The organism is Vibrio sp. V42_P2S4T144, assembly GCF_009904715.1.
Classification (GTDB): Bacteria; Pseudomonadota; Gammaproteobacteria; order Enterobacterales; family Vibrionaceae; genus Vibrio; species Vibrio alginolyticus.
In genome coordinates, this window is the sequence record NZ_WXWS01000211.1 from 1 (window position 1) to 13,074 (window position 13,074).

At 45.3% G+C, this 13,074-nt stretch carries 12 protein-coding genes; 7 read left to right on the top strand and 5 right to left on the bottom strand.

The features are described 5' to 3' along the window. A partial coding sequence (locus CAG68_RS07520) for a 3-hydroxyacyl-CoA dehydrogenase NAD-binding domain-containing protein (protein ID WP_237667858.1) occupies nt 1-1,271 on the top strand: 1,271 nt, incomplete at its 5' end. A gap of 62 nt (nt 1,272-1,333) precedes the next feature. On the opposite strand, the gene CAG68_RS07525 is transcribed toward CAG68_RS07520, so the two are convergent. Both CAG68_RS07525 and CAG68_RS07530 read right to left on the bottom strand, forming a co-directional pair. Then, nucleotides 1,334-1,588 carry a hypothetical protein gene (locus tag CAG68_RS07525; protein ID WP_054729878.1) on the bottom strand — a complete coding sequence of 85 codons (255 nt, stop codon included), beginning with the start codon at nt 1,586-1,588 and terminating at the stop codon, nt 1,334-1,336. Nucleotides 1,589-1,755: 167 nt separating this feature from the next. After that, on the bottom strand, nt 1,756-4,533 hold the full coding sequence (locus CAG68_RS07530) for an insulinase family protein (RefSeq protein ID WP_086046947.1): 2,778 nt from the start codon (nt 4,531-4,533) through the stop codon (nt 1,756-1,758). Nucleotides 4,534-4,907: 374 nt separating this feature from the next. Here CAG68_RS07530 and sixA point away from each other — a divergent pair, with 374 nt between their 5' ends. Next, entirely contained in the window at nt 4,908-5,372 is a 465-nt protein-coding gene (gene sixA, locus CAG68_RS07535) for a phosphohistidine phosphatase SixA (RefSeq protein WP_005380537.1), read from the top strand. Nucleotides 5,373-5,465: 93 nt separating this feature from the next. Here the strand turns inward: sixA and smrB are convergent, their stop codons facing one another. Next, nucleotides 5,466-5,996, bottom strand: a complete 531-nt coding sequence (gene smrB / locus CAG68_RS07540; protein ID WP_005380539.1) for an endonuclease SmrB — start codon at nt 5,994-5,996, stop codon at nt 5,466-5,468. 62 nt (nt 5,997-6,058) lie between these two features. Here smrB and prmB point away from each other — a divergent pair, with 62 nt between their 5' ends. Together prmB and aroC are read left to right on the top strand one after the other, a co-directional pair. Then, complete coding sequence (gene prmB / locus CAG68_RS07545) at nt 6,059-6,991, top strand: 50S ribosomal protein L3 N(5)-glutamine methyltransferase (protein WP_005380541.1); 933 nt, start codon at nt 6,059-6,061, stop codon at nt 6,989-6,991. Nucleotides 6,992-7,171: 180 nt separating this feature from the next. Further along, nucleotides 7,172-8,257 (top strand): chorismate synthase, encoded by a 1,086-nt coding sequence (gene aroC / locus CAG68_RS07550; protein WP_031780893.1) that lies wholly within the window; start codon nt 7,172-7,174, stop codon nt 8,255-8,257. Nucleotides 8,258-8,480: 223 nt separating this feature from the next. Here the strand turns inward: aroC and CAG68_RS07555 are convergent, their stop codons facing one another. Continuing rightward, the gene (locus CAG68_RS07555) at nt 8,481-9,104 is read right to left on the bottom strand and encodes a trimeric intracellular cation channel family protein (RefSeq protein WP_065274738.1); all 624 of its coding nucleotides are present in this window, start codon (nt 9,102-9,104) and stop codon (nt 8,481-8,483) included. A gap of 332 nt (nt 9,105-9,436) precedes the next feature. Between CAG68_RS07555 and CAG68_RS07560 the strand changes: the two genes are divergently transcribed. From CAG68_RS07560 to CAG68_RS07570, 3 genes are all read left to right on the top strand, one after another. Continuing rightward, nucleotides 9,437-9,967 (top strand): elongation factor P hydroxylase, encoded by a 531-nt coding sequence (locus CAG68_RS07560; RefSeq protein ID WP_005380546.1) that lies wholly within the window; start codon nt 9,437-9,439, stop codon nt 9,965-9,967. A 25-nt stretch (nt 9,968-9,992) separates the two neighbouring features. Beyond that, complete coding sequence (locus tag CAG68_RS07565; RefSeq protein WP_017635933.1) at nt 9,993-10,256, top strand: YfcL family protein; 264 nt, start codon at nt 9,993-9,995, stop codon at nt 10,254-10,256. Between the two features lie 146 nt (nt 10,257-10,402). After that, complete coding sequence (locus CAG68_RS07570; RefSeq protein WP_005380552.1) at nt 10,403-10,927, top strand: NADPH-dependent FMN reductase; 525 nt, start codon at nt 10,403-10,405, stop codon at nt 10,925-10,927. A 75-nt stretch (nt 10,928-11,002) separates the two neighbouring features. Here the strand turns inward: CAG68_RS07570 and mnmC are convergent, their stop codons facing one another. After that, nucleotides 11,003-13,021, bottom strand: coding sequence for a bifunctional tRNA (5-methylaminomethyl-2-thiouridine)(34)-methyltransferase MnmD/FAD-dependent 5-carboxymethylaminomethyl-2-thiouridine(34) oxidoreductase MnmC (gene mnmC / locus CAG68_RS07575; RefSeq protein WP_017820802.1), 2,019 nt, complete (start codon nt 13,019-13,021; stop codon nt 11,003-11,005). Nucleotides 13,022-13,074: the final 53 nt, after the last annotated feature.

Sequence of the window (13,074 nt, forward strand, 5' to 3'; positions counted from 1 at the left end):
GCTCAGAGTCAAAAGCGCTCCGTTCGATCTTCTTTGCCACAACAGAAATGAAGAAAGAAAATGGCACGGATGCGAAACCAGCACCAGTTCATAAAGTTGGTGTGCTTGGTGGTGGTCTGATGGGCGCCGGAATCAGCCATGTGTCTGTTGCAAAAGCAAAAGTACCTGTTCGCATCAAAGACGTTAGCAACGATGGCGTTTTAAATGCGCTCAACTACAACTACAAGTTATTTGAGAAACAGCGCAAACGTCGCATTCTATCCAAGGCAGATCTGCAAGCGAAAATGCTGCAACTGTCTGGTGGTGTCGATTTTACCAGTTTTAATCATATTGATGTCGTAATTGAAGCCGTTTTTGAAGACTTAGATCTTAAGCAAAAAATGGTGGCGGACATTGAAGCAAACGCTAAGACAGAAACTATCTTTGCGACCAATACTTCTTCGTTGCCTATCCACAAAATTGCAGAAAAAGCGGAGCGTCCAGAAAACGTAGTGGGTTTGCATTACTTCAGCCCGGTAGAAAAAATGCCGTTGGTGGAAGTGATTCCGCATGAAACGACGTCAGATGAAACCATTTCAACAGTCGTTGCACTTGCTAAAAAGCAAGGTAAAACCCCGATCGTAGTGAAAGACAAAGCGGGCTTTTACGTGAACCGCATTCTTGCGCCATACATGAACGAAGCGGCGCATATTCTGCTGGCTAACGAACCGATCGAAAAGATTGATACGGCGTTGCTTGATTTTGGTTTCCCTGTTGGCCCGATTACCTTGTTGGATGAAGTTGGTGTCGACATTGGCGCGAAAATTATGCCGATTCTGGTTAACGAGTTAGGTGACCGATTCAAAGGCCCTGATGTGTTTGATATCTTGTTAAATGATGGACGTAAAGGACGCAAGAGTGGTAAGGGCTTTTACACTTACAAGGGCAAGAAGAAAGATGTCGACAAATCAGTTTACAAACTGCTTAAGCTCGACCCTGAATCTAAACTAAGCGATAACGATATTGCGTTGCGCTGTGTGCTGCCAATGTTGAATGAAGCGGTACGTTGTTTGGATGATGGCATCATTCGCTCGCCACGTGACGGTGATATTGGCGCGATATTTGGTATTGGTTTCCCACCGTTCTTGGGTGGTCCGTTCCGTTACATGGACCAATTTGGCATTAAAGAGCTCGTAGAGAAAATGAATGAGTTTGCATCGAAATATGGCGATCGTTACGCGCCATGTGATGGTTTGCTTACTCGAGCTGGTGAAGGGACAACGTTCTATTAAACGTTGCTTCGGTAGAGAAAAAGGCTTGCCACTGGCAAGCCTTTTTCATAAAGAAGAAATGGTTACTTCTTCTTGTCTTCCTTATCTTTATTGTGGCCTTTACCTGGGTTGTCGTCCCCGTGAACGCTGCTGTTACCTTTTTTGTCTTTATCATTCCACTGCTTTGAAGAGCAATCATCTGATTTGATGGATACATTGTCTCCGCTAAGGCGCACACAGTCGTCACTTAATTCGAAGCCATCGCCTTTGACTGAGATTTCAGCGTGAGCAGATGCCAATGGCAGTATAAGAGCCACAAGTAAAAGTGCTTTTTTCATGATTACCTCATTAAGTTATTTTTAGTGCGGTAATTAGAGCATAAGCCGCAATGGCGTAATTTCAATTTTCTGCCAATTATGGTACCGATTCAATCTATGAGACCGACAACCTCATGGGTTTGTAGGTTCATTCTAGTAATCGACAATTTTATTTCTGCGCAACTAGATCACCCCAAGCCGCAATCTTTTGGCCGAAGTTGGAACTCTTCAATCGATCCTATTTCTTGTCCTAGATGGATGCGCGGAGCCTCCGAATGCGCTTGACCTTGAGAGTGCATGATCAAACGATTTGCAGTACGAGGTTTCAATTCGTTCACAACGAAGCGAATCATGTCTGCGCGCGTCAGCTTCTTCAACTCCGCCAGTACCTTGTCACGTTGGTTAAACTCAGTGTCTTTGTTTCCTATCGCAACCCAAAGACGTTGAGCCCGACCTCGAAGTGTGGTGTCCGGCGTTGCTATTTGGTTCCACAAGCCGCGCTTACTGCTGTGCCATTGGTAATCGTTTAACTCTAACAACACCATATAAAAGGCATTTAAAAACTCATCGATTGAGGTAACCAGCTCGGCAGGTGCTGCATTAGGTGACTGCACATATAGTACAATACCAGGGTGACGATTTAGCGGCATATTGCCAGTGCCTACCATGTAACCTAATTGCTGCTTGGTACGGATTTCGTGGAAAAACGTTGCCGACATAAGGTGATTGGCCAATGAGTATAGCGCGATACTACGAGGCTCAATATCCTCGCACTGGTGGTAAATAACGACCGCGGAATCTTGCTGGTTACAATGCACCTCACGTTGAAAACTGCCATTTTTACCTAGCATAATGAGCGGGCGAAGTGCCTCTTCATAACGTTGCTCGTTAACTCTTAGAGCATCCTTCAAGGTCGTAGCCATGTCATGGGCTTGCTGGCGTTGCCAGTCTCCGTAAACAAACATTTCAACGTGCAGTTCTGCAAGAATGGATTCTACGAATACCGAGAGTTCATCGACTTCGATTTCTTCTAGCGCTTCGACTAAGGTTGCGAAAGGCGGGTTATTGGGTTGAAGTAACCCAGTAAGTGCGTTAAACAGCTGCGAAATAGGGCGATCTTGTGAAGCATTTCTCCAGTTTCGTAACAGTTGTTGTTTGATGGTTTCAAAGCGAGCAGGGCTGAAATCTCGAGAAGCAAAACGGTGCAGAATCATTTCTAGCAACTGAGGCAGCTTTTGACTGAACCCTGAGAGGGTTAAGGTCACGCCACCTTGGTGAGCGTACATGTTGTAACCCATCCCTGCGATTTCTGCTTGATAGGTTTCTTTTGCTAGCGAATCGAGGAACATCTCTACACATAAGCGCGTTTTGACGATGTTCTTTGGTGATGCAACGGCATGAGAGCTGTCGATAGCGACATAAACGACACCTTTAGGCACGCGAAATTCGTCATCTTGCAAATGCCACAGCCGAAACCCTTCGAGATCCTCAATCAACTCTGGCAGCGAATCACCATTTTCGAGTGGCATGGGGTCGAGGTCGTAGCAAATATAAGGGTTCTTTTTCGGTAAGACGAATTGCCAGCTTGGGTCGATTTGTTGATAGAAACGACGTTGGTCTTCACTAAAAGGTGTGACGGAGTACGGGGTAAAGTACCATTCGGCAGTACGGTTGTATTCCAGGCCTTTAGCAATCAAAGTGACGCGTACATTATCGATGGTTAAGTATCGCAGCAATGAACGCTGTAACTCCTCATCGTAGCCCGCCATTTTGTAGTCACCATAAACCGTGTCTTCCGGTTGATAGTGCTGCATGTTGATCACCAGATGGCTGACGAGATCCATTGGGCGCGATGGCTCTTGGAAGCGGAAAGCCGATTCTAATACCGCTTGTTTTTCGAGATAGCGCCATTCATCTAACCCGTCTTGTTTGATCATCGAGAGGTATTGAAAAACTGCTTGAACGATATCATCAACATGATCTAAGCCGTTTGGCGTCAGGGTGCAGCTTACGGTAAAGTCTCGGTAGTTACTGCCACTCGCGCCGCCGCCCGCTGAGAGAGAAGTAATCCAGCCTTTTTCTTTGAGTTGAAGCATCAAACTGCCTTCTCCTTCATAACCCAACAGGTGAGCAAAGTAGGAGAGTGGCTTCACGCTATAATGCGCATCCATTCCCGGCATGGGGAATGTGAGAATCAGTTTACGGAACTCTTTGAGCGGCTCGACTTGAACCAAAATGCCCGTGCTTTCCTCAGTGCCGATCGGTACATCAATCGATTTTCCACGAAGATGGTGATTTGGGATGTCGGCAAACATGGCTTCTACCCAAGCTTGCTGTTCATCGAGCGGCTGTGGCCCAAATAGAGTCAGTGTCATCAAATCGGCGGAATACTGAGAGTGGTGAAACTCCACAATTTCGTCGCGGATGGATTTACCATCTCGGTCGCCAAGAGTATCTAAGTTTCCGACAGAGAATTTTGAAAACGGGTGCTCTGGATTGATGACTTCTTTGTTAACTTGATACAGGCGACGAGAATCATCATTGAGTTTGAGCTTGTATTCGGAGTCGACAGCCTGGCGTTCTTTGTCTAATGCTTCTTCGTTAAACAAAGGTGCGGTAAAAAATTGGCTAAATCGATCTAAGGCACTTTCAAAGGCATTTGGAGCAATATTGAAAAAGAAACAAGTGTGCTCTGTACCAGTCCAAGCGTTGTTTGTTCCACCGTGTTGGCTAATATAGCTTTGAAACTCGCCCACTTTAGGGTATTTTTCCGTACCCAAAAAAAGCATGTGTTCTAAATAGTGTGCCAGACCTTGGCGATCGTTTGGGTCGTCGAAGTGTCCAACGTTCACTGCCAGAGCAGCTGCCGACTGTTGAGCTGTATCGGAATGAATCAGCAGTACACGCAGTTCATTGCTCAAGGTAATGTAGCGGTATTGATTTGAATCGTTAGGACTTAGATGCACGATGCGTCTCCAGATTTCGCATTACAGTAATTTAGGCTCCCCTCGCGGGGGGCGCAAAGTTTGCGTTTCGACAAATACTGCTTGCCGTATTTTTGTTATTCGTAGACTTCTGCACAGGCCCATCGCGTTTGCGTATGGGGAAGAACTGTTTGAGTGAATGCTCTGAACTCATTGCACAGTTAAATAGTGTGATGAACTGAGTACATTCTTTTAATAGATTGTTAAGAAAGTCGCTATCTTTAACAAGCGAATTGGTATAATGAACAGATAATTATATCAGTATTTTTGTTTCGTCATTGTTAAAGTTAGCCCCGTCTATCTAATAAAGATAGCAGTCAACCTTTTGGTAGCGTTAGCTATCCCTAGGAAATAACATGAAAATATTCATCATGCGTCACGGTGAAGCCGAGCATTTTGCAGATTCAGACGCAGCACGACAATTGACCCCAAGAGGCAGAGTCGAATCAGAAGCGGTTGCGAGAGCCTGTAAAGAACAGGGTTTTGCGCAATTCGATAAAGTGTTGGTGAGTCCGTACATTAGAGCTCAACAAACTTGGCAAGAGATCAGTGCGTATTTCTCTGCAAAAAGCATTGAAACTTGTGAAGATATTACACCTTATGGCCAGTCCGAGCATGTCTTCGATTTCGCAAGTGCATTAATCGAAGTCGAACAATTGGACTCGCTTTTGTTCGTATCGCATTTGCCTTTGGTCGGTTATCTGACTTCAGAGTTTGTAAAAGACATGACACCACCGATGTTTCCTACATCAGGGCTAGTGTGCATTGAATATGATTTACAAACACAAAATGGTGAAGTGCTTTGGCATATTACGCCATAAGTGTCTAAACCAAAATAAGCGTTTGCAAATTAGAGACAGAATAAGAAAGGCAGGAGATCCCTGCCTTTTCGTTTAGTGTCTACAGCAAGCCTGTTACTTTTCAGGAATAGAAAGCAACACTAACAACGCACCATCACCACCAAATTCTAGTGGCGCTTGGTGAAAAGCCATAACGTCAGGATGCTGTGCTAACCAAAGTGGGGCTTTCTGTTTCAGGATGTGTTTCCCAATACCATGTTGCACACACGCACAATGAATCTCGTTTTTGATGCAATAGGCTATCATCGCACCAAGCTCGCGTTTTGCTTCTTGCTGTGTCATGCCGTGCATATCGAGGAACACGTCCGGTACATACACGCCACGACGTAGACGTTTGACTTCATAAGTGGAGACGTCGTCACGTGCATAACGAGTTGGACCTTCATCGTTTAATAGAGGGACAAACTCGTCTGAAAAGTAAAATTCAGAGTCACTCGCTTCACGGTTGGAGCGCTTGATTTCTTTTTGCTTAGTATTTTTTTTTGGTTGCTGGATTATGGTATCCTGTCGCAACTTTTTTACGCCCTGTACTGCTTCCTGAAACAAGGCGAAATCGTCATCGTTCTCGGTGTCTTTTTTGCTCATTAGGTAAACAATTTCATTAATAAACTTTATTGGCAGTATTGTAGCGCTTTTCGGAGGCAATTTTGGATAAGATTTTTGTAGAAGAAGCGGTATCGGAACTGCATACCCTTCAAGATATGATTCGTTGGACGGTAAGCCGCTTTAATGCAGCGAACCTGTTTTACGGTCATGGTACTGATAATGCGTGGGATGAAGCAGTTCAGCTTATCCTGCCAACCTTATACTTGCCGATTGATGTGCCTCCGCACGTATTGAACTCTCGCCTAACGACAAGCGAGCGTCTGCGTATTGTTGAGCGCGTAGTAAAACGCATCAACGAGCGTACGCCAACAGCATACCTAACAAACAAAGCATGGTTCTGCGGTCTTGAGTTCTTCGTTGATGAGCGTGTACTTGTGCCACGCTCTCCTATCGGCGAATTGATTCAAGCGGAATTCCAACCTTGGTTGGTGGAAGAGCCTACGCGCATCATGGACCTATGTACGGGTTCTGGTTGTATCGCGATTGCTTGTGCGCACGCTTTCCCTGAAGCAGAAGTGGATGCTATCGACATCTCTACAGATGCTCTACAAGTGGCTGAGCAAAACGTACAAGATCACGGCATGGAGCAGCAAGTGTTCCCAATTCGCTCTGATTTGTTCCGTGATCTTCCAAAAGAGAAATACAATCTAATCGTGTCCAACCCACCATATGTGGATGAAGAAGACATGAACAGCCTGCCAGATGAGTTCACGCATGAGCCTGAGCTTGGTTTAGCTGCGGGTACGGATGGTCTAAAACTTGTGCGTCGTATTCTAGCTAACGCGCCAGATTATCTAACAGATAACGGCATTCTTATTTGTGAAGTCGGAAACTCAATGATTCATATGATGGAACAGTACCCAGAGATTCCATTTACTTGGATTGAGTTCGAGAACGGCGGTCATGGCGTATTTATGCTAACGCGTGACCAGCTGGTTGAGTGTGCAGAAGAGTTTAAACTGTACAAAGACTAATAGAGTCTTGCACTAAACATCAAAACACCGAGCTTTATGCTCGGTGTTTTTTTTATGCATACCTCGCCGATATTAACTCTTTACATCAAAACGTAATAAAGCCACTATGAATCCACGAAGAATTGGAAAGCAGCTATGCTCTGTTTTGAGAGAGCGTGGCGATAAAAACTTGAGGAAGTAATGGCAGGAAACAGTATCGGACAACATTTCCGAGTGACGACATTCGGGGAAAGTCACGGTATCGCACTGGGATGTATCGTAGACGGATGTCCTCCGGGGTTGGAAATTACAGAAGCAGATCTACAAATCGATCTCGACCGCCGTCGTCCAGGCACATCACGTTACACCACACAACGTCGTGAACCGGATGAAGTTAAAATTCTTTCTGGCGTTTTTGAAGGCAAAACCACGGGCACATCGATCGGTTTGCTAATTGAAAACACCGATCAGCGCTCAAAAGACTACTCTGACATCAAAGATAAGTTCAGACCGGGTCATGCTGATTACACTTACCACCAAAAATATGGCATCCGCGACTATCGCGGTGGCGGCCGTTCTTCAGCTCGTGAAACCGCAATGCGTGTGGCTGCTGGTGCAATCGCGAAGAAATACTTAAAAGATGAGTTTGGTGTTGAGATTCGTGCTTACTTGTCACAAATGGGTGATGTATCTATCGACAAGGTAGATTGGAACGAAATCGAGAACAATGCATTCTTCTGCCCTGATGCTGACAAAGTAGAAGCATTTGACCAACTTATCCGTGACCTGAAAAAAGAAGGCGACTCTATTGGCGCAAAAATCCAGGTTGTGGCAACTAACGTGCCTGTTGGTCTTGGGGAACCCGTATTTGACCGTTTGGATGCAGACATCGCGCACGCACTAATGAGCATCAACGCGGTGAAAGGCGTGGAAATCGGAGACGGTTTCGAGGTGGTAAACCAAAAAGGCAGTCAGCACCGTGATACGCTTGCTCCTGAAGGTTTTGGTAGTAATCATGCGGGTGGCATTCTTGGTGGTATCTCGACTGGTCAAGACATTGTCGCAAACATTGCGCTTAAGCCAACATCAAGTATCACCGTGCCGGGTGAGACCATCACAAAAGAAGGTGAACCAACTCAGTTGATCACCAAAGGTCGTCATGACCCATGTGTGGGTATTCGTGCTGTGCCTATCGCAGAAGCGATGCTGGCAATTGTGGTGATGGATCATTTACTACGCCACCGTGGTCAAAACCATGGCGTAACAACTGAAACACCGAAGATTTAAGAGCTTTGTGTCATTCCAGCGAGCTATAGCGAGACTAGGAATCTAATTTCAGCACGATGAAAAGAGAAAGAAACATCTCTGACAACAGAGTGCTCGGATAATAGATCCTGAATCATGCTCCTTCGTCGCTGTTCAGGATGACTGAATATAAAATTATGCCACTCACTGAATCGCGGGTGGCACAATTTTATCAGGCAACCTTTTTTGTTTAAGTAGTTTTTGCTTAATGAATCGAGCCTTCGGTTTCCAAATGGAAAGAAGGCAGACGCCACTTAAAGCGTACCGCAGCCATACGCAACATGTAACCAGTAACCAGTGTAATAATAGTGGCAGTGACTTCGGGAACATTGAATTCTAATAGCGCTAAGTACATTCCTGATGCGATAAGAGCGACAGAAGCGTAAAGCTCTTCATGCAGTACCAATGGTGTTTGGCGACAGATTAAGTCGCGAAGTAGCCCACCGAATACACCCGTTACTAACGCTGAAACCATACAAATACCAGGGTGCAAGCCCATGCCCATCGCAATTTTTGTTCCGATGATGCTGAATACGATTAGACCTAACGCATCAAGGCGAATGAACAGGCCTTTTAGCTTAATCACCCATTTCGCTAAACCTGTTGTTAGCACACCTGCAACACACGTAATTGCAAGGAACTCTGGGTTTTTTACCCAACCAAGAGGGTAGTGGCCTAATAGAATGTCACGTACGGTGCCACCACCAATGGCCGTTGCGCTGGCCACCAACATAACACCAAACCAGTCCATCTTTCTTCTACCAGCACTTAACGCACCTGTCATGGCTTCAGCCGTGATACCAATGATATACAACACACTTAGCAACATAGGGAAACACTCAACGTAAAAAGTCACTACGTTCTACGAGAATCAGCGTAGGCGAAGTAACAACACTTACAAACGGTTCTATCTCTCTTAAAAAGTGATTAAAACCAGCAACATGCTTGTAATCAAACGGCTTAAAAATAGCGGTTTGAACGGCATCAAAATAAGGCGAGAGTGTAGTGGTAAATAAGTACGCTGACGAATGAGAAATTGTATGGAGAAAGCGATGTTCAGATAAATTCAACTAATAACCAAAAATGTGGGGTTGCCTTTACCTCATAGCTAAAAACAGCGACAATATGCAGCGCATGTCAAACTGAAGTACAAACTCGACGATGACCCACGAATACCAAGACTTAATCACCATTTTTAATGACACCTTTTTAGAACAATTTAATACGAAATTAGAGTTAGGTGGTGATGAGCCTATTTATCTTCCTGCTGATGATGAACACCCTCATCATCGGATTATTTTTGCTCGGGGTTTTTACGCCTCTGCTTTACACGAGATCTCGCATTGGTGTGTGGCTGGTCCAGAGCGTCGTTTGCTGGAAGATTTTGGTTATTGGTATGAACCCGATGGGCGAACAGCAGAAGTTCAAGCGGAGTTTGAGAAAGTTGAAGTGCGACCTCAAGCTTATGAATGGATTCTGGCACAAAGCGCTGGCTTCCCTTTTACGGTGAGTTGTGACAATCTACACGGCGATTTTGAACCAGATAGGCTCGGCTTTATGAAAAAAGTGCATAAAGAAGTGCTAGGTATTTTGGACGTTGGCTTGCCTTTGCGAGTGAAAATGCTTTCTGATGCCCTGCGCGCATTTTATCAAACTAAGCCACTGGAAGCGTCGGACTTTTGCGTTAAATAACCACTAATAACCTCAGAGATACACCATGATTATTGAATTTGAAGAAAAACTACTGGAACTGATTGATGCTCGAATTGAAACAGCATCTGACGATGAATTGTTTGCTGGTGGTTATTTACGTGGTCACATCTCTTTATCCGCGGCGTCTTGTGAAGAAGAAGGGATTAGCGATATTACTGAGCTGAAGTCACGCATTGAGAGCAGCTTAGAAAATGCGCGTACCGAGTTAAGCCCGGCCGATCGCGTGATTGTCAGTGATTTGTGGCAGGAGCTCCAGGCTCAGGCTTAGTCCCTAAGCAGCGTTCTCCCTTTATTTAATCCTAGTCATTTACTACTTCGAAAAATTCGAACCTCTCCATAAAATTTTTGTGGTTGTAGCGAAACTGTTCAACTTTTATTCTGATCAGCATAAAACGTGAACAAAGGATTACAACCATGAAAATTGTCGCATTTGGTGCATCTACCAGCTCTACCTCAATCAACAAACTACTTGCTACATACGCAGCAAATCAAGTCGAAGGCGCTCAAGTGAATGTTCTAGACTTAAACGATTATCAAGCGCCAATGTTTAGCGAGGACAAAGAGAAAGAAATAGGTCAAGCTGAAGGGGCTGTCGCGTTTTTACGTGACTTGGCGGAGGCTGACGCTCTCGTTGTTTCCTTCGCAGAGCACAACGGTTCGTACCCAGCGGCCTATAAAAACTTGTTCGATTGGGCGACGCGCATTGAGCGTAATGTATTTCAAAACAAACCTGTCGTTTATTTAGCAACTTCCCCAGGTCCCGGTGGTGCGCAAAGTGTTCTTGCGGCGGCGACAGGTTCTGCACAATTTTTTGGCGCGGATGTAAAGGCATCGTTATCTGTGCCGAGCTTCTACGAAAATTTTGACGTGGAATCGGGTAAGGTTGTAAACCCAGAAGTGGCAGAGCAAGTGAAACAGGCAGTTGCACTGCTGAAGTAATCTCAGTACGAGCGACTTAATGAGTTAGCGATTCCCGACACGTGTCTGTGTCGGGAATCAAAACAGAGAATACTCTTACAGCTCGGTAATGGCTTTGCCTTTTCTTAGTTTACGAACCCACATTCGACTTGGGTGAAGTTCGGTCAATACATCAACCGGTAATGGCAGCGGGTCCCCACAGATCTGGGAGGCCAACACTTCAGCTAATAATGGTGCAGAGCTCAGTCCACGAGATCCTAAACCTAAGAAGCAGAATAGGTTAGGGTACTGATGAATGGTTTCTACCTCTTCTTCTTTTTGATTTTGTAAGTTGGTGTACTGCGTTTTGATCGTCTCAAAGTCACCCACATTTCCGACAAATGGTAAGTGATCTCGGCTAACACAACGAATACCTTGGCGAGATTGATTACCAGTGATATCTACCTCTTTTGCCCATGTTTGATTCGGTACACATTTCACTAGCTTTTCTGCATTATCTTTTTGGGCGTTTTCATCAAATTCGTAGTCAAGGTGACTGCGGTCGTAGCTTGCACCGATACACAAGTGTTGATTACTTGGGTTAACAGGTGTCATGTAACCGTCGTAACACAACACCGTTTTCAGCTGACTCAGCGTTTCGGTTGCTGGCGCATGACTGACTTGTCCTTTCACTTGTCCCATTGGTAGGGAAGCGGTTTGACTCAATGTCTGGAACTCATGGCCGTTCGCAATCACAACCGTTGAGTGCTCAAATGTTTGACCACTCGCTGTTAGTAGCCAGAGCTGACGCTTTTCATCCCAATCTAATGCCTCAACATGGTGTTCAAACTTCGTTGAGAGTAACGACGTCTTCTCCAATTGTTTTATTAACCCACGAGTTAACTCGGCAGGGCACAGCCACCCTCCCATTGGGTAGTGCACAGATGCCATATCAATAGGTAACCCGATAGTGTTCGCAGTCTCCTCGGCGGACAGCTTGTGAATGAGCTCTGGTGTGAAGTTACCCGCAAGTATTTTCTCCAGTTTGTCTGTGGATTTGTCATCCCACATCAACTGAGTTACGCCACACCAGTCATGATCAAAATCGATCTCTTGTGCTGCTTGTTCAACAAACTGACGTGCGAACAAAAATGCAGGAGCAAACACACGCGAAACGCCAGTATGGGGACCGTTCAACAATGGATACACGGCCCCTTGACGATTACCCGACGCTCCTTTGGCTGGTTGTTTGTCTTTACAGTAAAGGGTGACGTTTTGGCCACGACGAACTAACGTTTTCGCTAACGCCGCGCTGGCTATACCACCGCCAATGATGGCAATCGAATCAAGATTGCTAGATGCTGTGCGATTGAACCAAGGGAGATGGTTCGACTGCTTTTCACGTTGCTCCATAGAGCCGGCGATCATTTCTCGCTTAGTGCCGAAACCTTTCACCTTTTTCATTGTAAAGCCAGCTTCGTTCAAACCACGACGTACAAAGCCTGCTGCGGTAAACGTGGCAACTGTACAATCTTGCTTGGCTAGCTTTGCCATGTTGTTGAACAGGCCTTGGTTCCACATCTCTGGGTTTTTGCTTGGCGCGAATCCATCTAAGAACCAAGCATCAATCAAACCTTGTTCGTTGTATGGGACTTGCGGCATGCAGTCTTTAATGTCACCAAACCAAAGGTCGAGTGTGATTGCGCCGTCTTCTAAAACGATGCGATGACACTCCGGCACAGCGGCAGGGTAGTGCTTTTGTAACTTTTCCGCGTATTCAGCTAGCTCAGGCCAAGCTTCATGCGCCTTCTTTAAATCGGCTTTGCTTAATGGGTATTTTTCAAAGCTAATAAAATGCAGCTCTTTCAATGTTGCGTCCGGATGCTGACGACGAAACTCACTAAACCACTGGCATACTGCTAAGAAGTTTAATCCCGTGCCAAATCCTGTTTCACCAATGACAAAACGTCTTTGGTCAAATTCCTGCCATCTTTCTGGGAGATGATTTTGTTTTAAGAAAACGTAGCGTGTCTCTTCAAGACCGTTTACGTTAGAGAAGTAAACATCATCAAATTGGTCTGAAACCGGAGTACCAGCTTCGTTCCAACCAAGTTCTGCGTTTTTTATTGAAGTCATAATGGTGCAAATTTGTGATTTGGCGCGGTAAGAATGGGGCGATTGTACGAATT